A 23,400-nucleotide genomic window follows, 5' to 3' on the forward strand; every position below is an offset into this window, starting at 1 on the left:
GGAATGAATAATGGATTATCCAAAGAGTGTGCCCAGCGTTGGGCTGGTCGATGGCAAGTTTGTCGATGAAAACCCGGTGGCCGGAACACCCGGGTCGCTGATTCCAGCGGTGTGGGGCAATTCGGTCACCGAAGAGCTGTTGGGCGTGATCAAGGGCGCAGGCCTGACGCCCGATGAAGTCGAGCTCGGCCAGTTGTTTCTGGCGGTGCGCAAGATCAGTCAGACCGGGTTGGTGGATTACGCCATGGATACCGGTACGGCCAACGCTTACCGCGCCACCTATGCGCCGGTGGTACCGAGCCTGGTGGACGGGTTGGTCTTGCGGTTCAAGGCCCTTAACACCAACACCGGTGCCAGTACCTTCTCGGCAAACGGTCTGGCGGCCAAACCCATTGTGGGCGTTGACCACAACGCTGTGCAGGAAGGCGAAATCACTGCCGCCGGTGATGTCTGGGTACAGTGGAACAGCTCGATTGCCGGTGGCGTCTGGGTGATGATTGCCAGCACCGGGATGGTCAAACAGACCGGCAGTGACATCGGCGACATCAAGACTGTGGCCACGGCGGACGCCCCCAAGGGCTGGCTGAAATGTAACGGCGCTGTGGTTTCCCGTACGCAATATGCGGGACTGTTCGCTGCGATCGGCACGCGCTTCGGTGTGGGTGATGGCAGCACGACGTTTGCCCTCCCGGATCTGCGTGGCGAGTTCGTTCGCGGCTGGGACGATGGCCGCAAGGTCGACAATGCCCGGGCGCTGGGCAGCACCCAGGCCGGGCAGAACGCTTCCCACACCCACGCGGCTTCTGCCGCCGCGGCAGGCAGCCACACTCACGGTGCCTCTGCCGCCGTTGCCGGTAACCATAGCCACGGCGGTTTCACCAACGAGTTCGGGGAACACCAGCACGGCATTCTGGCGTCCGGTAACAACACCTCCTACGGCCGCCAGGGTACAGGCAGCGGTCCTGGCGACTATGCAGCCGTTACTTCAGTGGCCGGCAATCACGCGCACGGTCTCTATATCATTGCGGCCGGCGATCACGCCCATACGATCACGGTGAACGCCGTGGGCGACCACACTCACGCCGTATCAGTGGCCGCGGACGGCGGCAACGAGGCGCGGCCTCGTAACGTCGCCTTGTTGTACGTCATCAAGTACTGAGACCCGGCCCCGCAAATGTGCCCGTGCATGCCTGCGGGGCGCGGTTTTTTCTTTTCACATTGACCGGAGCGAGTGATGGATTTGACCGATCAACAACTGCTCAAGATATTCCCCAACGCCCGCAGCCAAGCGGGCGTTTTTGTTTCTGCGCTCAACGCCGCCATGGCCCGGCGTCACATCGACAGCCCCAAACGCATCGCCGCTTTCCTCGCGCAGGTCGGCCATGAATCGGGGCAATTGCAGTACGTGCGGGAGCTGGGCAACAACCAATACCTGAGCAAATATGACACCGGCACGCTGGCCTTGCGTCTGGGCAACACGCCTGAGGCTGACGGCGATGGGCAAAGGTACCGTGGTCGCGGACTGATCCAGATCACCGGGCGCAGCAACTACCGCCAATGCAGCCTCGGACTGTTCGGCGATGAGCGCTTGCTGTCGTTGCCCGAATTGCTCGAACAACCGCAATGGGCAGCCGAATCCGCGGCGTGGTTCTGGGAACTGAACGGCCTGAACGAACTGGCCGATCGCGATCAGTTCAACAGCATCACTCGCCGAATCAACGGCGGGTTGAATGGCCTGCAGGATCGCCTCGACATCTGGGCGCGGGCGAGGGCGGTGCTATGCCAATCCCCTGGCGAATGATCGGCGTTCTGTTGCTGGCCGCTGGCGCGTTTGCAGCGGCCTGGCAATTTCAGGACTGGCGTTACGGGCGACAACTGGCCGAGCAGGCGCGATTAAACACTGAGACCCTCAATCAACTGACGTTGACGGCTGCCACCGCGCAGCAGGCCGAGCAGGATAAACGTCTGGCCCTCGAGCAACGCCTCGCGGCCAGTGAACAAACCCACTATCGAGCACTCAGCGATGCCCAACGTGATCAGGATCGCCTGCGCGATCGTCTTGCCACTGCTGATCTGCGCCTGTCAGTCCTCATCGACGCCGGCGACGCTGCCCATGGCTGCGGGGTGCCAGCCACCGCCGGCACCGGCGGCGTGGATCATGCAACCGTACGCGCCCGACTTGACCCGGCGCATGCTCAACGAATTATCGCCATCACCGACACCGGTGACCGCGGACTGATTGCCTTGCAGGCGTGTCAGGCCTATGTCAGAGCGCTGGCGCCCGCACATTTTGAATGAGTCTGTGTATTGAAAGCGCAACCGGCTCGTGTACGGTGGTAGGCATTCCACCCGATCCGGAGCACGCCGTGAAAGACCTCACTCAACTGGCTGCCGAACTTGGCCGACGCCTGCAATTGCTCAACGCCCACGTCACCACCGCCGAGTCCTGCACCGGCGGCGGTATTGCCGAAGCGATCACCCGCATTCCGGGGAGTTCGGCATGGTTCGAGGCCGGCTACGTGACGTACTCCAACCGACAGAAAACCCAGCAACTGAATGTGCCCGCCGAATTGTTCGGTACGGTGGGCGCGGTCAGTCGCGAAGTAGTCGAGGCGATGGTGCGCGGCGCACAGAAACACAGCCGGGCGCGGTTTGCCGTGGCGGTCAGCGGGATTGCCGGCCCGGACGGCGGCTCGCCGAACAAACCGGTGGGTACCGTATGGCTGGCCTTTGGTGTCGGCGATGCGCTGAGCAGTGAAGTTCAGCACTTCCCCGGCAACCGCGACGAGGTCCGCCGACAAACGGTGAAGGCCGCGCTAGAGGGGCTCCTGCGACTAGCGGCACGAGAAATCGAAAATCAGGGGTAGGCGATCCGCGAACGCTGTGGAATAATACTGGCTACTTATACAGGTGTTGGCCGTCAGGCCTTATTGATTACGTGAGGACTTTAATGGACGACAACAAGAAGAAAGCCTTGGCTGCGGCCCTGGGTCAGATCGAACGTCAATTCGGCAAGGGTGCCGTAATGCGTATGGGCGATCAGGACCGTCAGGCGATCCCGGCCATTTCCACTGGCTCTCTGGGTCTGGACATCGCACTCGGCATCGGCGGTCTGCCAAAAGGCCGTATCGTTGAAATCTACGGTCCTGAATCTTCCGGTAAAACCACACTGACGCTGTCCGTGATCGCCCAGGCGCAAAAAGCCGGCGCGACCTGCGCATTCGTCGACGCCGAACACGCCCTCGACCCTGAGTACGCCGGCAAGCTGGGCGTCAATGTCGACGACCTGCTGGTATCTCAGCCGGACACCGGCGAACAGGCCCTGGAAATCACCGACATGCTGGTGCGCTCCAACGCCGTTGACGTGATCATCGTCGACTCCGTGGCAGCCCTGGTACCGAAGGCTGAAATCGAAGGCGAAATGGGTGACATGCACGTGGGCCTGCAAGCCCGCCTGATGTCCCAGGCGCTGCGTAAAATCACCGGTAACATCAAGAACGCCAACTGCCTGGTGATCTTCATCAACCAGATCCGCATGAAGATCGGCGTGATGTTCGGCAGCCCGGAAACCACTACCGGTGGTAACGCGCTGAAGTTCTATGCCTCGGTTCGTCTCGACATCCGCCGTACCGGCGCGGTGAAGGAAGGCGACGAAGTGGTCGGCAGCGAAACCCGCGTCAAGGTTGTGAAGAACAAGGTCGCTTCGCCGTTCCGTCAGGCCGAGTTCCAGATTCTCTACGGCAAGGGCATCTACCTCAACGGCGAGATGATCGACCTGGGTGTGCTGCACGGTTTCGTCGAGAAGTCCGGCGCATGGTATGCGTATGAAGGCACCAAGATCGGTCAGGGCAAGGCCAACTCGGCCAAGTTCCTGGCGGACAACCCGGAAGTCGCCGCCAAGCTCGAGAAGCAACTGCGTGACAAACTGCTGTCGCCAGCCGTGATCGCCGATTCCAAGGCCTCTGCAGTCAAAGAGACTGAAGACGACCTGGCTGACGCTGATATCTGATTGCAGCGATGACCACCGCCGTACTTGATACCCTCGTCGCGGTGCGGCGAACCGCCATGGACCTGCTCGCACGTCGCGAGCATGGTCGAGTCGAGTTGACGCGCAAACTGCGCCAGCGCGGCGCTGAGGCGCAGATGATCGAAACAGCCCTCGACCGTTTGACGGAAGAGGGGCTGCTGTCCGAAGCCCGTTACCTTGAAAGCTTTGTTTCCTACCGTGCCCGTTCCGGCTATGGCCCTCTGCGAATTCGTGAAGAGTTGAGCCAGCGTGGCTTGCAACGTGCCGATATCGAAGTCGCCCTGCGCGAGAGCGGTATCAGTTGGCAGGAGCAACTTCAGGAAACGTGGCAGCGAAAGTTCTCCGGGCAGCTACCCAACGATGCCAAGGAACGGGCCAGACAGGGCCGGTTTCTCGCTTATCGGGGGTTTTCGATGGAGATGATCAACCGCTTGTTCAGCGGCAGGCACATGGACGATTAACACGGTTAAATAAAAAGCGGCCCGCTATGGAAATAGCGGGCCGCTTTTTTTTTGCCTTCAAATAACCTTCGACGGTTCGCGACTGCGTTGCGCGATTTGTGGTGCGGACTGTGCCCAGTTTTCCGGCAGGTTGATGTAGTCCACCAACGCCCGCAAACGTCCGTGATTGCGGGCATTGAAGGCGAAGGCAAGCCGCACCAGATGACTGAACTGTGCTTCATCGTGCTCTTCGCCGCTGTAGGCGTGTTGATGAAACTGGTCGCTCAGGCACAAATCGGCGAAGGCTGACTGCATGTGCTCAAGCGCCTGATCGCTGAGCTTGTGATTCATGCGAATCACGAACTGACGCTTGAGCCAGCGGCTGGAGTGGAAGTTGCTGTAAAACTGATTGATCTCTTCAACTGCTTCTTCGACGCTGTAGACCAGGCGCATCAGCTTCATGTCGGTGGGCAGGATGTAGTGGTTGTCCTCCAGTTGCTGGCGGATAAAGTCCATCGCACCCTGCCAGAACGTGCCGCCCGGTGTGTCCAGCAAGACCACCGGGACTAGCGGGCTCTTGCCTGTCTGGATCAGTGTCAGTACTTCCAGTGCTTCATCCAGCGTGCCGAAGCCGCCCGGGCACAGCACCAGCGCGTCGGCTTCCTTGACGAAAAACAGCTTGCGGGTGAAGAAAAAGTGGAACGGCAGCAGATTGTCGGTGCCGTTGACGGTGGGGTTGGCATGCTGCTCGAAGGGCAGGGTGATGTTGAAACCGAGGCTGTGATCACGGCCGGCCCCTTCATGCGCGGCCGCCATGATGCCGCCCCCGGCCCCGGTGATGACCATCATGTTCGAGCGAACCAGGGCGGCGCCGAGTTCTCGTGCCATGGCGTACAGGGGATGTTCGACTGGCGTGCGCGCCGAGCCGAACACCGTGACTTTGCGTCGTCCCTTGAACTGTTCCATCACCCGAAACGCCTGCTCCAGTTCACGCAGGGCTTGCAGGGTGATTTTGGCGTTCCAGCGGTTGTGGTCTTCCTGGGCCATGCGCAGCACGGTCAGGATCATGTCGCGGTAGATGGGAATGTTCGGGCTGTTGGGGGAAACACGGTTGAGTTGTTCTTCGACCTTGCTGATGAGGTCGGGGCCGTTTTCCTGAAAATGACGACTGAGCAGGTCATTCGGTTGGTAAGGCATTCAACGTCTCCTTATGCACAGAGCGAGTGGCCCTGACATGCGGCGTCAGTGCCGCGCTGCAATAACACTTCCGATCGGCAGGTCCTTGGCCGCCGTTTGCACGTGATCGGGAATACTCTGAATCTAGACCCTTGCGAGCATTTGCGCTGACTTGATCATTGCGCCGCAACGTTGTACCTGGCAACCGCAAATGGAGGTAGGGGCCGATCTCGTCACCGCTCGTCCGAACGTACGCCGGCGGCCAAACGCTCTGATTAACTAACTTAAAGGCGCCGTACGACAACTTTGCGTCACGACCGTACGCAAGGTGCACGCTATTCAAGGATTAGCGGTTGGCAAGGAGGCGGGACACATGGCCAGAGTGATTCTGGAGATTGATGCGCAGTTGTATCGGATGTTGAAGGCATCGGCCGAGGCCAATCAAATCAGTCTCGAAGAGGAGTGCTGCCGCAGACTGGCAGGCGGGGAGCGTCGTTCACGCTATTTACAGGCCTTGCTGGCCGAACTGCGCGCCGAGGATGAACAGCGGCGCGCCAATTCACGATGATTACTTCTTCTTCGCCGGGGCCGCTTTCGGGCAATCCGATTCCTGATAGCTCGCGGAGCCGATCGCCTTGTTGGTTTTCACTTCCGTGAAGTCGTAACGCATGATCGCGCCCTTGGCCATCAGTTTGCGGTACGACGGGTTGTTGCACACCGAGGCGCCCAACTGGAAATACACGGCTTTGGGGTCGGCGCGCATTTTGTCGGCGTGGCTTTGTTGCACGCTCAGGTGGTTGATCAGTTGCGTGCCTTCGACGGTGTAGCCTTGATCGAGAATGTCTTCATTGATGGCCCGTGGCGTGCCGACGCTGCTTTGGGCGGCGACGTTGCGCAGCTCTCTGTTCAGATTCTGCTCACTCAAGGATGCCGCTTGAGCGGTGAAGGACGACGCCAGCAGAATGGCAGCGGTGGGAACGATTAGGCGCAGCATGAAACTCTCCTGATTCGGTGACTGGTGGTTCGACCAGCCAAGGGGCTGTGCGTTCAGTGGCGGCGAATTATAGGGGAGCCGGTCTGGACGGTACAGGCTTGTGCCCGTCGCTCTGGTAAACTGCCGGCCTTTATTGCCTTGCCGAGTGCTGTTCGTGTCGAGTTTTCCTGTCTGTCGGCGTTGCCTGCGATGAATCACGCCCCCAACGCCGTAGCCCGCCTGCGCGATCAGCGCGAGGATGAGGGCATCAAACCGATTCAGGCCCGTGGCTTTCGTTCCGAACGTTGCCGCGATTGTCGGGTGATCAGCAGCCATTGCCTGTGTGCCTGGCGGCCAAGTGTAGAAACGCGCTCTGGCGTGTGCCTGATCATGACCGGCAAGGAAGTGTTCAAACCGAGCAACACCGGTTGGCTGATTGCCGATGTGGTGCGGGACAACCATGCATTCATCTGGTCGCGCACCGAGCCCGACCCGCAGATGCTGGCGCTGCTCAACGACCCGCAATGGCAGCCGTATCTGGTGTTCCCCGGCGAGTACGTCGAACCGTCGCGGGTGACCAACGCCGTTGCCGCCGATAGTCATAAGCGCCCGCTGTTCATCTTGCTCGACGCAACGTGGACCGAAGCGCGCAAGATGTTTCGCAAGAGCCCGTATTTCGACCGTTTGCCGATCCTGAGCCTGCTGCCCGACAAACTGTCGCGTTACCGCTTGCGCCGTTCGACCCGCAGCGAGCATCTGTGCACCGCCGAAGTGGCAGCGTTGTGCCTGGAACTGGCGGGCGACAGCGACGCCGCCTCGGCGCTGGATGCCTATTTCGACGTGTTCAGCCAGCATTACCTGGGCGCCAAACAGCAACGGGACGTCAACGAGTCGACGCCGGCCCATGCCGAGTTGCGACCCTTTATACGAAAGCCGCAAGCGGTGTTGGCCCAATAGTGGCCCATACTGTACAGCGCGGGGGCCGTGCTGCTTGACCACCCGGTTAACGCTGGGCATGCTTGGCGCCGTTTAGGGTGCGGCCAAGGTTTGAAACGCCGTGTTTGCTGGTTATTGGCGTTGAACGTGCCCCTGTGGATACCGCTTTCAAGCGGCATCTTGAGTTGCTTGGGTCAGGCCGGAATGCACCGCGTCTGCCATCAAAAACAGGATCATTTGAAAAATGGCCACATACGACATCCTGATTGCCGATGATCACCCCCTGTTTCGTAGCGCACTGCATCAAGCGGTGACGCTGGGCCTCGGCCCGGATGTACGGCTGGTGGAAGTGGCGAGCATCGCCGAGCTGGAAGCGCGTCTGACCGAAAAGGCTGACTGGGATCTGGTCCTGCTGGACCTGAACATGCCCGGCGCCTACGGTTTCTCCGGCCTGGTGCTGCTGCGCGGGCAATACCCGCAGATTCCGGTGGTGATGGTGTCGGCGCAGGAAGAAGCCTCGGTCATGGTCAAGTCCCGCGAGTTCGGGGCCAGCGGCTTTATTCCCAAGTCCAGCGACCTGAGCGTGATTCAGGAAGCGGTGCGCAAAGTGCTCGACGGCGATGTGTTCTGGCCACCGCAGGCCTTCGAAGCGGTCAGCGTGTCCGACGAAGCCAAGGCCGCCAGCGATGGCCTCGCCAGCCTGACGCCGCAACAGTTCCGCGTGCTGACGATGGTCTGCGAAGGGTTGTTGAACAAGCAGATTGCCTACGAGCTGAGTGTGTCGGAAGCGACCATCAAGGCCCACGTGACAGCGATCTTTCGCAAGTTGAATGTGCGCACCCGGACTCAGGCGGCCTTGCTTCTGCAACAACTTGAGTCAATTTCGAGCTGATAAAGCGCGCGACTTCACGCTTTTTTGACTTTTGTTGAACTAGCTTTCCCACTCCTTATTGGTTGGTTTTCACTTTATGTCACCTTTCAAGGGCCAGACTGGCCTGAAACGCATCCTCAACGCTTCCGGTTATTCGCTCGACGGTCTGCGCGCAGCCTTCACCGGTGAAGCGGCATTCCGCCAGTTGGTGCTGCTCAATGTGGTGTTGATCCCACTGACGTTTTTCCTGAATGTCAGCCGTGTCGAGCAGGCGGTGTTGATCGCCGTCTGCCTGCTGGCGCTGATCGTCGAGTTGCTGAACTCGGCAGTGGAAGCGGCCATCGACCGCATCTCGCTGGAGTTGCACCCGCTGTCGAAGAACGCCAAGGACATGGGCAGCGCCGCGCAATTCGTGGCACTGAGCATGATTGCCCTGGTGTGGGCAGTGATTCTGCTTTAAGCGATATTTGGCAAGACGATCTCGTCGCTGCGCTGCACCCCGGCGGTGAAAGCGCGGCACAGTTCGAGAAACTCGCGCATGGCTGAAGTCTGGTATTTCTGCTTGTGCCAGATGAAGTAGAACTGCCGGGCCAGGTCCAGGTCCGGTGTCTCCACCGGCACCAGACTGCCGCGCCGAAACGCATCGCGCAGTGCCAGCCGCGAGATACAGCCAATCCCCAGCCCCGATTCCACCGCGCGTTTGATCGCTTCGGTGTGTTCCAGCTCCAGCCGGATATTCAGCGCGCTGCGATGATGACGCATGGCCTGATCGAAGGTCAGCCGCGTGCCGGAACCCTGTTCCCGCAGAATCCACGCCTCATGGGTCAATTCTTCCATGGTTGCACTGCCGCGTTTGGCCAGCGGGTGTTGCGGCGCGCAGAACACCACCAGCTCATCCTCGACCCAGCTCTGCACTTCGATGTCCGGGTGGCTGCAATCGCCTTCGATTAGACCCAGATCAATTTCGTAATGGGCGACTTGTTGCACGATATTGGCAGTGTTCTGTACGTGCAGCTTCACCTGGCTTTCCGGGTGGCGCTGCATGAAACCGCCGATCAGCAGGGTTGCCAGATAATTGCCGATGGTCAGCGTCGCTCCCACCGACAGCGAGCCGAAACCGGATTTGCCGTTGAGCAGGTCTTCGATTTCCTTGGCCTGATCGAGCAGGGCCACCGCTTGCGGCAACAGTTGTTTGCCAAGGGCGTTGAGGCTCAGGCGTTTACCCGCGCGATCGAACAGTTGGCAGCTGGACTGGCGCTCCAGTTCGGTGATCGAGGTGCTGGCAGCCGATTGCGAGAGGTTGAGCAGACCCGCAGCACGGGATACGCTTTCCTGCTGGGCGACGGCGACGAAGACTTGCAGTTGACGGAGAGTAAATCGCATATCTATATAACCGATAACCCTTATCTTAATAATCCAGTTAACAGATATTGTCGTCGCTATTAGAATGCGATGCAATTGCGCACCGTCGGCCGTTTCCAGGCAAGCGCAGACCCAATATCCAGGAGTCCCACGTACATGAGCAACATGAACCACGAGCGTGTCCTCAGTGTTCATCACTGGAACGACACTCTGTTCAGCTTCAAGTGCACCCGCGATCCGGGCCTGCGCTTCGAGAACGGTCAGTTCGTGATGATCGGCCTGCAACAGCCCAACGGCCGCCCGCTTATGCGCGCTTACTCGATTGCCAGCCCGAACTGGGAAGAGCATCTCGAGTTCTTCAGCATCAAAGTGCCTGACGGTCCGCTGACTTCGCAACTGCAGCACCTGAAGGAAGGCGACGAGATCATCATCTCGAAAAAGCCTACCGGCACTCTGGTACTGGACGACCTGAATCCGGGCAAGCACCTGTATCTGCTGAGCACCGGTACCGGTCTGGCGCCGTTCATGAGCGTGATCCAGGACCCGGAAACCTACGAACGCTTTGAAAAAGTGATCCTGGTGCACGGTGTGCGTTACGTCAACGAAGTCGCCTACCGCGAATTCATCACCGAGCACCTGCCGCAGAACGAGTTCTTCGGCGAGGCGCTGCGTGACAAGCTGATCTACTACCCGACCGTGACCCGTGAGCCGTTCGAGAACCAGGGCCGTCTGACCGACCTGATGCGCAGCGGCAAGCTGTTCAGCGACATCGGTCTGCCACCGATCAACCCGCAGGACGACCGCGCGATGATCTGCGGCAGCCCGAGCATGCTCGACGAGACCAGCGAAGTGCTCGACAGCTTCGGCCTGAAGATCTCGGCGCGGATGCGCGAGCCGGGTGATTACCTGATCGAGCGTGCATTCGTCGAGAAGTAAGCACCGCTCCCACAATTGGTGTTGTGGTGACACAGTAAAAGCCCGCGTTGCCTGAGAAGGCAGCGCGGGCTTTTTCGTTTCCGGGGATTACGCCCCGGCGGGGATCACTTCGAGCACGCGGATCTGCTCCGGTGTCGGGTAATGCCAGCGCACGTCCAGATCCCAGAATTGTGCGCCGTACTCGCGCTCGGGCAGCGGGGTTTGATACGCCGGGCGCGGATCCTGAGCCAGACACTGTTTAATCAGCTCAACCAACGGCTCGTCGAGGCGCTGAGCGTGTGTGTGCGCCTGTTGCAGCGCCGAATCCGTCCACTGCACGTCAATCAGCTGTGGCGCGGCGCTGGCGATGCTGTTGGCGGCTTCGGGGATGATATCGGCGTATGGCACGTAGGGTTTGATGTCGAGAACCGGCGTGCCATCAAGCAAGTCGATCCCGGAGATGAACAGGCGATTGGCTTCGACCTTGTCCAGTTTCACCACTGATTGGCCGATGCCGTTCGGTCGGTGCGTGGCGCGGGTGGCGAATACGCCCATGGATTTGTTGCCACCCAAGCGTGGCGGGCGCACTTTCAGGCGAGGTTTTTCTTCCAGTGCTTGATGAAACAGGAACAGCAGCCACACATGGCTGACCTGCTCCAGACCCTGCACGGCATCTCCCTGATCGAACGGCGCCACCAGTTCCAGCACACCACGGGCAGCGGGGGCCAGTTGCGGTTGGCGGGGGATGGCGAACTTCTCCTTGAAGCAGGAGCGCACGTAGCCGATGGGAGAGACGCTGTAAGTCATGGTTTGCATTCGAAGCGGAAGCGGGTGGGCATGATAACCCGTCCGGCCTCACGTCAGGTGGTGGCCGGGCAGACGCCATCGCTGGCAAGCCAGCTCCCACAGGGTTTTCGGGCGTTCGCATCATTTGTAAACACCACAAAACTTGTGGGAGCTGGCTTGCCAGCGATGGCCGCACCGCCGATGTCAGAGGCTGAACCCACCATCCAGCGGAATGATATTCCCGGTCATATAAGCCCCAGCCGTACTCGCCAGACTGATCGCCAATGCCGCCATCTCCTCCTCGCGCCCCCAACGTTTCATCGGGATCAGCGCCGTATCCTCGGCCAGCGCCTGCTCATCGTTGCCGATATGCCGGGTCATCTTGCTCGGAAACCGTCCCGGTGCAATCACGTTGACGTTGATGTGCTGGCTGACCAGCTCCCGGGCCAGAATCCGCGACAACTGATGCAGGGCGGCTTTACTCGGCCCGTAGGCATAAGCCTGCTCGCCAAAGGAGGAAATCCCCGCCACCGAGCCGATGTTGATGATCCGCGCCGGATTCGCTGCCGAACCGGCCTTGCGCAACAACGGCAGAAACTGCTGGATGCAACTGAACACTGATGTCACGTTGAGCTGCATGACCTTTTCCCAGCCCTTGACCGGGTAACTCTCCAGTGGCGCGCCCCAAGTGGTGCCGGCGTTGTTGACCAGAATATCCAGGTGAGTGATCTGCTCGCCCAGACGCGCGGCGAGTGCGTGCACGCCGTCTTCGCTGGCCAGATTCGCCGCCACGCCGTGACAAGTGCCCAAGGCACTGAGTTCTTCAGCGGTTTGATGGCAGGCTTCGGCGTCGCGGGAGCAGACGTAAACACGGGCGCCGGCCTCGACAAAAGCCTTGGCGATCATTTTGCCGATACCACGGGTGCCGCCGGTCACCAGAGCGGTGCGGCCTTGCAGGGAGAAGTACGGATGCATGGCGAGTCCTGAGGATTAGGGATCAGTACACCCTAGTCGTCAGCCACGAAAAGCGGAGCCACTATTTTTGCAGGGAATGGGGGGCCATGCGGCCAGCTTCGAGTTGCAAGCTGCAAGCGGCAAGTAAAAGCAGGGTGGCCACTTGCAGCTTGCAGCTTGCAGCTTGGGGCTGCTTTTAAGCTCTCACGCGCAGCGTGAGCCCTTTGAGGAAATTGCGCAGCAACTGGTCGCCGCACGGACGGTAGTTGGTGTGGCCGACCTTGCGGAACAGCGCGCTCAGCTCAGGCTTGGACACCGGGAACTCGGCGGCCTTGAGGATCGCGTGCATGTCGTCTTCTTTCAGCTCGAAGGCCACACGCAGCTTTTTCAGGATGATGTTGTTGGTGACCGGGACTTCGATCGGCTGCGGCGGACGGCTTTCGTCCTTGCCACGCTTGAAGATCACCAGACCGTCGAGGAAGTGCGCGATGACCTCGTCCGGGCAACGCACGAAACCTTCTTCGTCTTCTTCTTTCTTGTCGAGCCAGGTCACCACGTCGGCAAGGGTGACGTCCATGCCGCCGAGTTTGATGATCTCGACCACTTTCTTGTCGCTGATGTCGAGCATGTAGCGCACGCTGCGCAGTACGTCGTTATGAACCATGTCGGTATTCCTGATAAGCGTTGTGGGCAGCACGCGGGCGTACTGCCGGAATGTGTGGCGGCAGCGGAAGCCTTAGAACTTCTCTTTGCCGGACAGATAGCGCCACTGGCCGACCGGGACTTTGCCGATCGAGACGCCGCCAATGCGGATGCGGCGGATGCCGATGACCTTCAGGCCCACCGCTTCGCAGAACTGGGCAATGATCCCCGGCTGCGGATTCTTCATGGCGAAGCGCAGGCGGTTTTCGTTCTGCCAGCTGGCCTTGACCGGCGGCAGCTCCTTGCCCTTGTGAGTCAGTCCGTGCTGCAAGCGGTTTAGGCCGTGGGCGACCATGTCACCTTCGACTTCGACCACGTATTCCTGCTCGATCTTGGCCGCATCGGCAGTGAGTTTGCGCAGGATCTTCCAGTCCTGGGTGAACACCAGCAGGCCGCTGGCCTTGGGCTGCAGGTCGGCGCTGGCGGTCAGGCGCAGGAAATGTCCGCGCAACGGGCGTTTGCCATAGCGGTGCTCCTCGCTGAGGGTCTCGGCGCTCAGCGATTGCATGGCGGTGTCGACATCCATGCCCGCCGGCACGTTCAGCAGAATCGTCACCGGCTCCGGTGCGGTGGCCTTGGCGTCCTTGTCGAGCTCGACTTTCTGGTCGCTCACCTTGAATTGCGGCTCGTCGATGACTTCGCCGTCCACGGTGACCCAGCCGCCCTCAATGAACAGCTCGGCCTCGCGGCGGGAGCAACCCACCAGTTCGATGAGGCGTTTGGAGAGGCGAATCGGGTCAGTCATGACAGGGCCGTAACAAAAAAGGGGTGGGCATTGTACCTGTGTGGTGCCGGTTAAGTCCGGTTCCATTTACACGGTGTTCGTATTCCCTGTGGGAGCTGGCTTGCCAGCGATGGCATCACCTCGGTGCATCTGTCAGACCGAGGCGTCTGCATCGCTGGCAAGCCAGCTCCCACAGGGGGCCATGGTGTGTCAGCCGTTACTGGAGCGCTGCTGGTTCTGCCGTAAACGCATGTGCAGCAGCGGATACGGCTGGCCCATGCCATCGACTTCCGAGCGGCCGATCACTTCGAAGCCCTGCTTGAAGTAAAAGCCCAGCGCCTGCGGGTTCTGTTCGTTGACGTCGAGTTCATCGGCGTTCAGGTGTTGCATGGCGTAGGTGAGCAGTTTTTTGCCCAGGCCCTGGCCCCGATGGGCGGGATCAATAAACAGCATCTCGATCTTGCCCGCCGCGACCCCGGCGAACCCGGTGATGCGCTGCTGAGCGTCCTTGGTGCAGATCAGCATCACCGCATCGAGGTAGCGGGTCAGCACCAGATTGCGCAGCAGCTCGATGTAGCTGTCTGGCAGAAAATCATGGGTTGCGCGGACCGAGGCCTCCCAGACCCGGGTCAGTTCCTGATAATCGCTGAGTTTCGGCGTATGGATGACCGAATGCTGACGCATGCCCGTCTGCCTCTTCTAATGTGGATAAGCGGGAGTCCTTCCCCCAGCAAACGATAGCCGTAAAAAAGCCCCGCATCTCGTAAAAAAGAGCGGGGCTTTCTGTATTTGTTGCGGTGTCTGGCTGGCGATTTCTGTCGCCAGCAAGATCTCTCCCCCTCACCCCAACCCTCTCCCCCAGAGGGGGCGAGGGGGAAGGGAGCTGATCTTCGTGCTGTTCAAAACCTGAGTTCGACTCGAACGTTCAGGTCGGTGCAGCTCGCAAGAACACCTCAATCAGTCCCCTCTCCCTCTGGGAGAGGGCTAGGGTGAGGGGCTTTTGACGTTCAGATCAGATCTGCTCAGCCCACAAATCGTATTCGTCAGCATCAGTCACTTTGCACCAGACCTTGTCGCCCGGCTTGAGGTTGCTGCCGTTGTCGATGAACACGTTGCCGTCGATTTCCGGGGCGTCGAAGAAGCAGCGGCCCACTGCGCCTTGCTCGTCGACTTCGTCCACCAGCACCTCAATCTCGCGGCCGATGCGCATCTGCAGGCGTGCCGAGCTGATCGCTTGCTGGTGCGCCATGAAGCGCTCCCAACGATCCTGCTTGACGTCGTCCGGGACCACTTCCAGGTCCAGATCGTTGGCGGGTGCGCCGTCTACCGGCGAGTACTGGAAGCAGCCGACACGGTCGAGCTGGGCTTCGGTCAGCCAGTTCAACAGGTACTGGAAGTCTTCTTCGGTTTCGCCCGGGAAGCCGACGATGAAGGTCGAACGGATAATCAGGTCCGGGCAGATTTCGCGCCAGTTCTTGATCCGCGCCAGAGTCTTGTCTTCGAACGCCGGGCGTTTCATTGCCTTCAGCACTTTCGGGCTGGCGTGCTGGAACGGGATGTCCAGGTACGGCAGGATCTTGCCGGCAGCCATCAGCGGGATCAGCTCGTCAACGTGCGGGTACGGGTAAACGTAGTGCAGACGCACCCAGACACCGAGGGTGCTCAGCGCTTCACAGAGTTCGGTCATGCGGGTTTTCACCGGCGCGCCATTCCAGAAACCGGTGCGGTATTTCACATCAACGCCGTAGGCGCTGGTGTCTTGCGAGATCACCAGCAGCTCTTTGACGCCGGATTTGACCAGACGCTGGGCTTCGTCGAGCACGTCGCCGACCGGACGGCTGACCAGTTTGCCGCGCATCGACGGGATGATGCAGAAGCTGCAGCTGTGGTTGCAGCCTTCGGAAATTTTCAGGTAGGCGTAGTGGCGCGGCGTCAGCTTGATGCCTTGCGGCGGCACCAGGTCGATCAGCGGGTTGTGATCCTGACGCGGCGGCACGACTTCGTGCACGGCATTGACCACTTGCTCGTACTGCTGCGGACCGGTCACGGCCAGCACGCTCGGGTGTACGTCGCGGATATTGCCTTCTTCCACGCCCATGCAACCGGTGACGATCACCTTGCCGTTTTCCTTGATCGCTTCACCGATCACTTCCAGCGATTCAGCCTTGGCCGAGTCGATGAAACCGCAGGTGTTGACCACCACGACATCGGCGTCCTGATAGGTGGACACCACGTCATAGCCTTCCATGCGCAGCTGGGTCAGGATGCGCTCGGAGTCGACCAGTGCTTTCGGGCAACCCAGAGATACGAAGCCAACCTTGGGATTGGCCGGCGCAGGAGTGGTGGACATGTCTAACCTCGGTGTTTTGTGACGTCGCTTGCCTGGTGTGGAAGCCGACGGATGGGCGCTTGAACGGCGCCTCTGATCAAAAAGTGCGCAATTCTAGCGGTGAGCAACGCACTTGACCAGCTTTATGCAGGGAAATACGACGAGTGCTGCGCTATGCTTCGCGCCGTTGAGCTTTACCAATTTTTTACAGTCAACAAAACGTCTGTAACAACGGGTAAAACAGCGCATGCTGCACCACAAAGCATAGTGCTTCATTCAAAGAAGCCGGTTCTGAGAAGTAGGAGTGTTGGATGGGTCAGGCAAGTAGTCAGGCGGCGGGCGCCGAGCATTCGGCTGCAAAACCGCTGAGCATGCTGGTCGCGGCAGTCGGGGTGGTTTACGGCGACATCGGCACGAGCCCGTTGTACACCCTCAAAGAGGTGTTCGCCGGTCATTATGGGGTGCCGGTCAATCACGACGGAGTCTTCGGGATTCTGGCGTTGATTTTCTGGTCGCTGATCTGGGTAGTCACGATCAAGTACGTGTTGTTCGTACTGCGCGCCGACAACCAGGGTGAAGGCGGGATCATGGCGCTGACTGCCCTGGCGCGACGTGCATCGGGCCGCTACCCGAAATTGCAGGCGGTGCTGGTGATTCTGGGGTTGATCGGTGCCGCGCTGTTTTACGGCGACAGCATGATTACCCCGGCCATTTCCGTGTTGTCGGCGGTCGAAGGTCTGGAATTGGCGTTTGATGGTCTGGAGCGCTGGGTGGTGCCGATGGCACTGGTGGTGCTGGTCGGGTTGTTTCTGATCCAGAAGCATGGCACCGATCGCATCGGCAAGCTGTTTGGTCCGGTGATGGTGGCGTGGTTTCTGGTGCTGGGCGGTCTGGGTGTCAGCGGGATCGTCAGACACCCTGAAGTGCTGAATGCGCTGAACCCGATCTGGGGTGTGCGGTTCTTCATAGTGCATCCGGGCATGGGGGTGGCGATTCTCGGCGCGGTGGTGCTGGCATTGACCGGCGCCGAAGCTTTGTACGCCGACATGGGCCACTTCGGTCGCAAGCCGATTGCCCGCGCCTGGCTGGCGCTGGTGTTGCCGGCGCTGGTGCTGAACTACTTCGGCCAGGGCGCCTTGCTGCTGGAAAACCCGGAAGCGGCGCGTAACCCGTTCTACCTGCTGGCGCCGAACTGGGCGCTGGTGCCGTTGGTGGTGCTGGCCACCCTGGCCACGGTGATCGCTTCGCAAGCGGTGATTTCCGGTGCGTTCTCGCTGACCCGCCAGGCGATTCAACTCGGCTACATCCCGCGCATGCACATTCAGCACACCTCCAGTGCCGAACAGGGGCAGATCTACATCGGTGCGGTGAACTGGGCGCTGATGGTCGGCGTGATCCTGCTGGTGATCGGTTTCGAATCCTCCGGCGCACTGGCGTCTGCCTACGGAGTGGCGGTGACCGGCACCATGCTGATCACCAGCATTCTGGTGGCGGCGGTGATCCTGCTGCTGTGGAAATGGCCACCGCTGCTGGCCGTGCCGATTCTGCTCGGCTTCCTGCTGGTCGATGGTATGTTCTTCGCGGCCAACGTGCCGAAGATCATTCAGGGCGGTGCGTTCCCGGTACTCGCGGGGATAGTGCTGTTCATCCTGATGACCACCTGGAAACGCGGCAAGGAGTTGCTGGTCGATCGTCTCGACGAAGGCGCGCTGCCGCTGCCGATCTTCATCAGCAGCATCCGCGTGCAACCGCCGCACCGCGTGCAGGGCACTGCGGTGTTCCTCACCGCACGCTCCGACGCCGTGCCGCACGCGCTGTTGCACAACCTGCTGCATAACCAGGTGCTGCACGAGCAAGTGGTGCTGTTGACGGTGGTCTACGAAGACATCCCGCGTGTGCCGCCATCGCGCCGCTTCGAGGTCGAGGCCCACGGCGAAGGCTTCTTCCGGGTGATCCTGCACTTCGGCTTCACCGATGAGCCGGACGTGCCGCTGGCACTGAAGTTGTGCCATCTGGATGACCTGGACTTCAGCCCGATGCGCACCACCTATTTCCTCAGCCGCGAAACGGTGATCGCCTCGAAACTCGAAGGCATGGCCCGTTGGCGTGAAGCGCTGTTTGCGTTCATGTTGAAGAATGCCAATGGCAACTTGCGCTTCTTCAATCTGCCGTTGAACCGGGTGATTGAACTGGGAACGCAGGTCGAGATGTAGCTCTGCATCTACTGATAGCCCCCGTCAGCCTTGTGGCTGGCGGGGGCTTTTTTGTGGCTTTGTATAAACCCCACATTCACCGCAGACCCCGTTCTCACAAAGGGCCGTGGTGTTACCTGCGATCAGGCATGTCTTCAGATTCGGCATTGGCCCGCACAGATCGTGGCATCAGTGTCTGAATCACATCATCCAGCAAAGCCTTGCCCATCACCGTCAGGTAATGCGCAGCCCAGGCATGGCGGTCGGTGTCTTTGATGAAGGCCGCGTCCTCGGCGAAGGATTTGGCGAGGTATAGCAAGTCGGAGGATTGGGACAAGGCATCAATGATCGGGATGCCGGAGCGGACGTTGAAAAACGCTTGATCCGAGTGGTAGAGGAAGGGGGTGAAGCCGATGGTTTTAAGGTGTGCGAGTCCGTACAGATCAGTTTCGGTCATCGTGTTACTCCTTGGTTCGAAGTGCCGCGACTTTCGTTACCTCGCGAAAGGGAGGCAGCTGTACGCAGGGTGATAAACCGGGAACCGAGGAAAGGGGCACGCCCGCAGGCGTCCCACGCGCAGCTGCCATGACTTGATGGACGCGCTGTCGCGCTGGTTGCTCCGGGTTACCACACCTGATCGCTGAATGAGCCAGCGACGTCCGCAGAGTATCCCGTCGAAAAACAGCCCAATAGTGCAGCTAGCCGTTCAAATATGAGATTCGGAGTTTGCCTACAAGGTCTGTGGGCGCCATCCGATATTGCGAGACCAGGTGCAAGCGAATCTAAACGTCAGGCACGAAATGAACCCAGTGGGGGCGGGCTTGCTCGCGAAGGCGCAATGTCAGATTTACGAATCTGCCGGTTGATCCACCTCATTCGTGAGCAAGCCCGCTCAGACATTGGTTTTTGGGTGTTCGGCGGTATGCAAAAAGCCCCCGCAACCGTAAGGCTGCGGGGGCTTTTCGTGTCGCCGGCTCAAATCACTCTGCCGGCTGATCCTTGCTCTGACGCTTCTCGATCAAGTCCACCAGACGCTTGGCCAGCGCCGGGTAGTTCTCGTCGAAGTGGTGGCCGCCGGGCAATTTCACCGCTTCGCCGACGGCAGTCTTGTCGGTGCAGCCGCTTTCATCGGTTTCTTCGGCGCCATAGATGCACACCACTTTGGCGGCCGGCAGCTTGGCCATTTCCGGACCGGTGGCGGCTTCCTTGCCGGCGTTGCCAAGCCAGCCTTCGACTTCGATTTCGAAGCTGCCGGTGCGGGCGAAGGCCAGCAGGATGATTGCGTCGACGCGCTGTTGCTCGGTGTCCGGCAGGCGGTTGTAGATCGCCGGCAGGACGTCGGCACCGAACGAGTAACCGGTGAGGATGAAGCGCTTGGTGCCCCATTTCTGCCGGTAGTGCTGCATCAGTTCGGTCAGGTCCAGCGCGCTTTGCTCCGGGCTCTTGTGCTGCCAGTAGTAGCGCAGGGTGTCGATGCCGACCACCGGGTAGCCGATCTTGGCCATCTCGCCGGCCACATCGCGGTCGAGGTCGCGCCAGCCGCCGTCACCGGAGAGGAACAGGGTCACGGTGTCTTTCGCCTGGCCTGCCGGCACTTCCACCACCGGAATCGCCAGGCCGCCGTTGGCCTTGTCGCCGCCGACGAGGATCTTGCGCAGTTCGTTGTTCAGCACTTGCGGCAGGTTGATGTCGTAGTCGCTGATGCTGGTTTCGGCGTTTGGTTGATCGCGCACGAAACCGGCGCTGGTGTCGTCCGGGTTGTCGTTCCACGCCACCAGCCAGTGGCCGTGAGCCGCAGATTTTGGCAGCAGGTGGGTGCAGCCGGGTTTTTCCAGCGCCAGGTCAACCGAGATGGCCTGGGCCTTGTCGTTCTTCTGCTCGGACAACCAGCGCCACGCCAGCACGGCGCCAGGGCCGATACCGCTGACCAGCGTCGCGGGGCCGTTCAGTTCGCGCAGGCCGGTCTGCAGGGCGCGGCTTTGTTGCAGGCAGTCCTTGGGCAGAATCACCTGAACGATCTGCGCCGAGGCGCTGCGGCTCAGGGTGCTCAGTTGGTTGTCGGTCAGCTTCTGGTCGTCATTGACCGCCACCAGCACCTGCGCCTTGGGCTGGGTGCCCGGAATCACGCGGGTCATGACGGTGCCGTCGGCGGCCGTCAGCGGTTGCAGGGTCGGTTGGGGGGCCGGACGTTTGAGGTACCAGTAACCGCCGCCGGCAATCACGGCCAGCACAATCAATGCGGCCAGGATGTACTTCAGGGAGCGTTGAATCATCAGCGTTTCACCAATCCAGTCAAGCCGCCCGCGATCAGGGCAGCAGTGTCGGCCAGCGCCACCAGCGGATCAAGTCCCGCGGGCACGGCCATATAACGGGGTTCCCAGTCAGGCTGGAACTTGTCTTTGAAGCGGCGCAAGCCTTGGAAGTTGTACAGCTGCTCACCACGGCGGAAAACCATCGAGCCCAGACGCTGGGTCAGCGGTGCACCGCGCCGGGGTTGCAACCCTGACAACGGCACCATGCCCAGGCTGAAGCGCGCGTATCCGTGACTCTTATAGTGTTGAATCAGGCCGACCATCATGAATTCCATGGTCAGCTTCGGTGCATCCGGGTGCGCGCGCATCAGGTCGAGGCTGGCCAGGTCGTGGCTGTAAGTCTCGAGCAAGTTGGCGAACGCCACCGGACGGCCTTCGAAGCGAATCACCGCAATGCGGAAATGCTTCAGGTAATCGTCGCTGAAACGGCCGAGGGAGAAACCTTTCTCACGCACGTTCTTGCCGGTCAGCCACGCATCGGAAATCACTTTCAGCTCGTCCATCGGCGCCTGACCCGGCTCATGGATTTCCAGCGACAGGCCATCGCGGGTGCCACGGTTCCAGGTGTAGCGCAGATCCTTCATTTCCTTGCCCTTGGCTTCCAGGTCAAAGCGCTGCAGATTGACGCGGGCCTCTTCGCCGAGCTTGATCGCGGTCAGGCCGATGTCCATGTAGTAGGGCAGGTTTTCTGCGCGCACCTGATAGAACACCGGCCGTGTGTGATGGATGTCGCACAGGTCACGGAACTGCCAGATCATTTCAGCGCGTTGCTGACCAGGACCGATCGGGTCGTATAGCGCCACCAGGCTGCGACCACGACGCGCGTACATCAGGAACGCCTCGTCGTTGGGGTGGAACAGCAGCGCCTTGTCACCGGTCAGCGCGAGGCCGCCGTCAGGTTGCGCCGAAGCCATGAGGATCTTTGCTGCGCGATCGAGTTCGTCCGGCGTCGGCAGATGAATGACCGGACGTGCGGTGCGCAACAGCCAGGTCAGGGAAATCACCAGCAACAGCACGGCGGCACCGAGCAGCGAACGCAGACCCCGTGGGGCGTCAGCGTCGAGGGTGAATTGCCACCACAGCTGATGGCTGTACGGCACGTCCTGATAGGCGAACAGCAGCAGCCAGGTCGAGGCGCCCAGCACGCAGAGGCTGGACACCAGATACAGCGGCGAGAAGGGCAGTTCGGTCAGGCGGCTCGGACGATAGAAGGAGCGACGGAACACCCCGAGCAGGGCCGCCGTCAGCGTCATCAGCGTCGCTTCTTCCCAGTCGAAGCCTTTGAGCAGCGAGAGCAGGGCGCCCACCAGCAACAGAATGGTGGTCAGCATCCACGCGGCCGACAGGCGCCGACGCAGGCCCTGGGCCAGCAGCAGGCAGAGCACGCCGATCAGGCTGGCGCCGAAGTGCGAGGCGTCGACCAGGCGATGCGGGATCAGGAAACCGATGTGTTCAAGGCGAGTGTCGATTTCCGGTGTGGCGCCGGAGAACAGCAGCACGACGCCGGACAGGAACACCAGTACCGCCAGAATCGGCGCGGCCAGGCCAGACGCGGCGCGCATGGTCTGGGTCTGGAACAGGCGCTGACCTTCGTTGATCAGCAGCAGAACGCAGGCCACCAGCAGCGGCAGCACCACGTAGATCAGCCGATACAGCAGCAGCGCAGCAGCCAGAGGCGCGGCGCCGAGTTTATCGGCGAAGGCGGCGAGCAGAATCGCTTCGAACACCCCCACGCCACCCGGGACATGGCTGAGTACACCCGCCGCCAGGGCCAGCAGGTACACCAGCAGGAAAGCGCCAAACGGCGGTGCTTCCGGCAGCAACAGATACAGAACGGTGGCAGCGGCAGCCACGTCGAGCGCGGTGATGACCAGTTGCAGGAACGTCAGGCGACGGCCCGGCAGGCGCAGAGTACGGCGGCCAGCCTTGACCAACAGGTTGTCGCGGTAGGGTTGTTCCGGCAGGCGCCGACGATAGATGCCGATTGCGAGAATGGCGCCCAGCAACAACACGGTCACCGCGACGGTGCCGAGCAGGCCTTGCGACAACCCCAGCGCCTGAGACGCGGCGGGCAGGTCGCTCAGCGTGGCGAGCGCAGCCAGTGGCGGCAATGCGCAGCCCAGCGACAGGCTGGCAAACAGGGTCATGTGCGCGACTTCCGACGCCCCCAGTCCCAGTCGTGCGTATAAACGGTAGCGCACCGAGCCGCCGGACAGCAGCGACAGGCCGATGGCATTGCCGATCGCAAACGCGGTGAAGCCGCCCAGCGCCAGTGTGCGCGGTGGCAAGGTGACCCCGGCGTAGCGGCTGGCCGACCATTCGTAGCCCAGCAGAATGATGAAACCGACGACGGTGGCACCGAATGCACCGAGCAGGGCCGGTTTCGGCACGTCGAGAATCGAGTCGTGCAGCGCGTCGAGATCGAGTTCGACGAGCAGATGACGACAGGCAATCAGCGCAATCGTAAACAGCAGCAGCGTGACCGCCAGACCGATGGGTTGACGGTATTTGCTCAGCCGATCCAGCAAGCGCAAACGCTCGGGTTTGATCGGATTTTCCGCTGTGACGGTGTCTTGTGGATCAGACGAGTTGGCGCGCATCAATCACCTCTTGGATTGTGCGCGACAGGATGGGGGTATCCAGCCAAGTTACCAATCCCTGTAGAAAAAAATAATCACAAAATACTACGCCTCTCACCGGG

24 protein-coding genes are annotated in these 23,400 nt (G+C 60.7%); 12 read left to right on the top strand and 12 right to left on the bottom strand.

Features of this window, described 5'->3' with window-relative positions; genetic code table 11:
• Positions 1-10: 10 nt before the first annotated feature.
• From ACXX9E_RS11565 to recX, 6 genes are all read left to right on the top strand, one after another.
• Complete coding sequence (locus tag ACXX9E_RS11565) at positions 11-1,159, top strand: phage tail protein (protein ID WP_422495995.1); 1,149 nt, start codon at positions 11-13, stop codon at positions 1,157-1,159.
• A 75-nt stretch (positions 1,160-1,234) separates the two neighbouring features.
• Complete coding sequence (locus ACXX9E_RS11570; RefSeq protein WP_123465174.1) at positions 1,235-1,801, top strand: glycoside hydrolase family 19 protein; 567 nt, start codon at positions 1,235-1,237, stop codon at positions 1,799-1,801.
• Positions 1,780-2,298 carry a lysis system i-spanin subunit Rz gene (locus ACXX9E_RS11575; RefSeq protein ID WP_336347021.1) on the top strand — a complete coding sequence of 173 codons (519 nt, stop codon included), beginning with the start codon at positions 1,780-1,782 and terminating at the stop codon, positions 2,296-2,298. Before ACXX9E_RS11570 ends, ACXX9E_RS11575 begins: the two co-directional genes overlap by 22 nt.
• Before the next feature lie 68 nt (positions 2,299-2,366).
• Positions 2,367-2,867 (top strand): CinA family protein, encoded by a 501-nt coding sequence (locus ACXX9E_RS11580; RefSeq protein ID WP_123465177.1) that lies wholly within the window; start codon positions 2,367-2,369, stop codon positions 2,865-2,867.
• Positions 2,868-2,950: 83 nt separating this feature from the next.
• The gene (gene recA / locus ACXX9E_RS11585; protein ID WP_003222269.1) at positions 2,951-4,009 is read left to right on the top strand and encodes a recombinase RecA; all 1,059 of its coding nucleotides are present in this window, start codon (positions 2,951-2,953) and stop codon (positions 4,007-4,009) included.
• Between the two features lie 8 nt (positions 4,010-4,017).
• Complete coding sequence (recX, locus tag ACXX9E_RS11590; RefSeq protein ID WP_123465179.1) at positions 4,018-4,488, top strand: recombination regulator RecX; 471 nt, start codon at positions 4,018-4,020, stop codon at positions 4,486-4,488.
• A 57-nt stretch (positions 4,489-4,545) separates the two neighbouring features.
• On the opposite strand, the gene ACXX9E_RS11595 is transcribed toward recX, so the two are convergent.
• Complete coding sequence (locus tag ACXX9E_RS11595; protein ID WP_123465181.1) at positions 4,546-5,664, bottom strand: LOG family protein; 1,119 nt, start codon at positions 5,662-5,664, stop codon at positions 4,546-4,548.
• 352 nt (positions 5,665-6,016) lie between these two features.
• On the opposite strand from ACXX9E_RS11595, the gene ACXX9E_RS11600 reads away from it, so the two are divergent.
• A complete protein-coding gene (locus tag ACXX9E_RS11600) occupies positions 6,017-6,211 on the top strand; it encodes a hypothetical protein (RefSeq protein ID WP_123465183.1) in 195 nt (64 codons plus the stop codon).
• Here the strand turns inward: ACXX9E_RS11600 and ACXX9E_RS11605 are convergent, their stop codons facing one another.
• The gene (locus ACXX9E_RS11605) at positions 6,212-6,637 is read right to left on the bottom strand and encodes a PA3611 family quorum-sensing-regulated virulence factor (protein ID WP_123465185.1); all 426 of its coding nucleotides are present in this window, start codon (positions 6,635-6,637) and stop codon (positions 6,212-6,214) included. It lies immediately after the preceding gene.
• Positions 6,638-6,826: 189 nt separating this feature from the next.
• On the opposite strand from ACXX9E_RS11605, the gene ACXX9E_RS11610 reads away from it, so the two are divergent.
• From ACXX9E_RS11610 to ACXX9E_RS11620, 3 genes are all read left to right on the top strand, one after another.
• The gene (locus tag ACXX9E_RS11610; RefSeq protein ID WP_123465187.1) at positions 6,827-7,573 is read left to right on the top strand and encodes a tRNA-uridine aminocarboxypropyltransferase; all 747 of its coding nucleotides are present in this window, start codon (positions 6,827-6,829) and stop codon (positions 7,571-7,573) included.
• A gap of 223 nt (positions 7,574-7,796) precedes the next feature.
• Positions 7,797-8,444: a response regulator transcription factor ErdR gene (erdR, locus tag ACXX9E_RS11615; protein ID WP_123465189.1), complete on the top strand. Its 648-nt coding sequence runs from the start codon at positions 7,797-7,799 to the stop codon at positions 8,442-8,444.
• A 76-nt stretch (positions 8,445-8,520) separates the two neighbouring features.
• Complete coding sequence (locus tag ACXX9E_RS11620) at positions 8,521-8,883, top strand: diacylglycerol kinase (protein ID WP_042607041.1); 363 nt, start codon at positions 8,521-8,523, stop codon at positions 8,881-8,883.
• Here ACXX9E_RS11620 and ACXX9E_RS11625 read toward each other — a convergent pair.
• Complete coding sequence (locus tag ACXX9E_RS11625; RefSeq protein ID WP_186745204.1) at positions 8,880-9,806, bottom strand: LysR family transcriptional regulator; 927 nt, start codon at positions 9,804-9,806, stop codon at positions 8,880-8,882. The two genes, ACXX9E_RS11620 and ACXX9E_RS11625, sit on opposite strands and share 4 nt — an antisense overlap.
• A 135-nt stretch (positions 9,807-9,941) precedes the next feature.
• On the opposite strand from ACXX9E_RS11625, the gene fpr reads away from it, so the two are divergent.
• Complete coding sequence (gene fpr / locus ACXX9E_RS11630) at positions 9,942-10,721, top strand: ferredoxin-NADP reductase (RefSeq protein WP_003222277.1); 780 nt, start codon at positions 9,942-9,944, stop codon at positions 10,719-10,721.
• 87 nt (positions 10,722-10,808) lie between these two features.
• Here fpr and tsaA read toward each other — a convergent pair whose 3' ends face one another.
• The 6 genes from tsaA to rimO all read right to left on the bottom strand — a co-directional run bounded on the left by tsaA (position 10,809) and on the right by rimO (position 16,216).
• Positions 10,809-11,507, bottom strand: coding sequence for a tRNA (N6-threonylcarbamoyladenosine(37)-N6)-methyltransferase TrmO (tsaA, locus tag ACXX9E_RS11635; RefSeq protein WP_458555447.1), 699 nt, complete (start codon positions 11,505-11,507; stop codon positions 10,809-10,811).
• A 183-nt stretch (positions 11,508-11,690) separates the two neighbouring features.
• Positions 11,691-12,461 carry an SDR family oxidoreductase gene (locus ACXX9E_RS11640; protein WP_267799807.1) on the bottom strand — a complete coding sequence of 257 codons (771 nt, stop codon included), beginning with the start codon at positions 12,459-12,461 and terminating at the stop codon, positions 11,691-11,693.
• A gap of 175 nt (positions 12,462-12,636) precedes the next feature.
• Positions 12,637-13,104, bottom strand: coding sequence for a YehS family protein (locus tag ACXX9E_RS11645; RefSeq protein WP_123465197.1), 468 nt, complete (start codon positions 13,102-13,104; stop codon positions 12,637-12,639).
• A gap of 72 nt (positions 13,105-13,176) precedes the next feature.
• Positions 13,177-13,887 carry an rRNA pseudouridine synthase gene (locus ACXX9E_RS11650; protein WP_458555448.1) on the bottom strand — a complete coding sequence of 237 codons (711 nt, stop codon included), beginning with the start codon at positions 13,885-13,887 and terminating at the stop codon, positions 13,177-13,179.
• A 189-nt stretch (positions 13,888-14,076) separates the two neighbouring features.
• Complete coding sequence (locus tag ACXX9E_RS11655) at positions 14,077-14,550, bottom strand: GNAT family N-acetyltransferase (RefSeq protein WP_123465201.1); 474 nt, start codon at positions 14,548-14,550, stop codon at positions 14,077-14,079.
• Positions 14,551-14,878: 328 nt separating this feature from the next.
• Positions 14,879-16,216, bottom strand: coding sequence for a 30S ribosomal protein S12 methylthiotransferase RimO (gene rimO / locus ACXX9E_RS11660; protein WP_003222282.1), 1,338 nt, complete (start codon positions 16,214-16,216; stop codon positions 14,879-14,881).
• 350 nt (positions 16,217-16,566) lie between these two features.
• Here rimO and ACXX9E_RS11665 point away from each other — a divergent pair, with 350 nt between their 5' ends.
• The gene (locus ACXX9E_RS11665; protein ID WP_458556577.1) at positions 16,567-18,408 is read left to right on the top strand and encodes a potassium transporter Kup; all 1,842 of its coding nucleotides are present in this window, start codon (positions 16,567-16,569) and stop codon (positions 18,406-18,408) included.
• A gap of 112 nt (positions 18,409-18,520) precedes the next feature.
• On the opposite strand, the gene ACXX9E_RS11670 is transcribed toward ACXX9E_RS11665, so the two are convergent.
• The 3 genes from ACXX9E_RS11670 to mprF all read right to left on the bottom strand — a co-directional run bounded on the left by ACXX9E_RS11670 (position 18,521) and on the right by mprF (position 23,299).
• Positions 18,521-18,844, bottom strand: a complete 324-nt coding sequence (locus tag ACXX9E_RS11670; protein ID WP_123465205.1) for a DUF3077 domain-containing protein — start codon at positions 18,842-18,844, stop codon at positions 18,521-18,523.
• Positions 18,845-19,367: 523 nt separating this feature from the next.
• Complete coding sequence (locus tag ACXX9E_RS11675) at positions 19,368-20,660, bottom strand: virulence factor family protein (RefSeq protein WP_267799813.1); 1,293 nt, start codon at positions 20,658-20,660, stop codon at positions 19,368-19,370.
• The gene (gene mprF, locus ACXX9E_RS11680) at positions 20,660-23,299 is read right to left on the bottom strand and encodes a bifunctional lysylphosphatidylglycerol flippase/synthetase MprF (protein WP_458555449.1); all 2,640 of its coding nucleotides are present in this window, start codon (positions 23,297-23,299) and stop codon (positions 20,660-20,662) included. Before mprF ends, ACXX9E_RS11675 begins: the two co-directional genes overlap by 1 nt.
• Between the last annotated feature and the right edge of the window lie 101 nt (positions 23,300-23,400).

The organism is Pseudomonas sp. GNP014 (assembly GCF_054344005.1).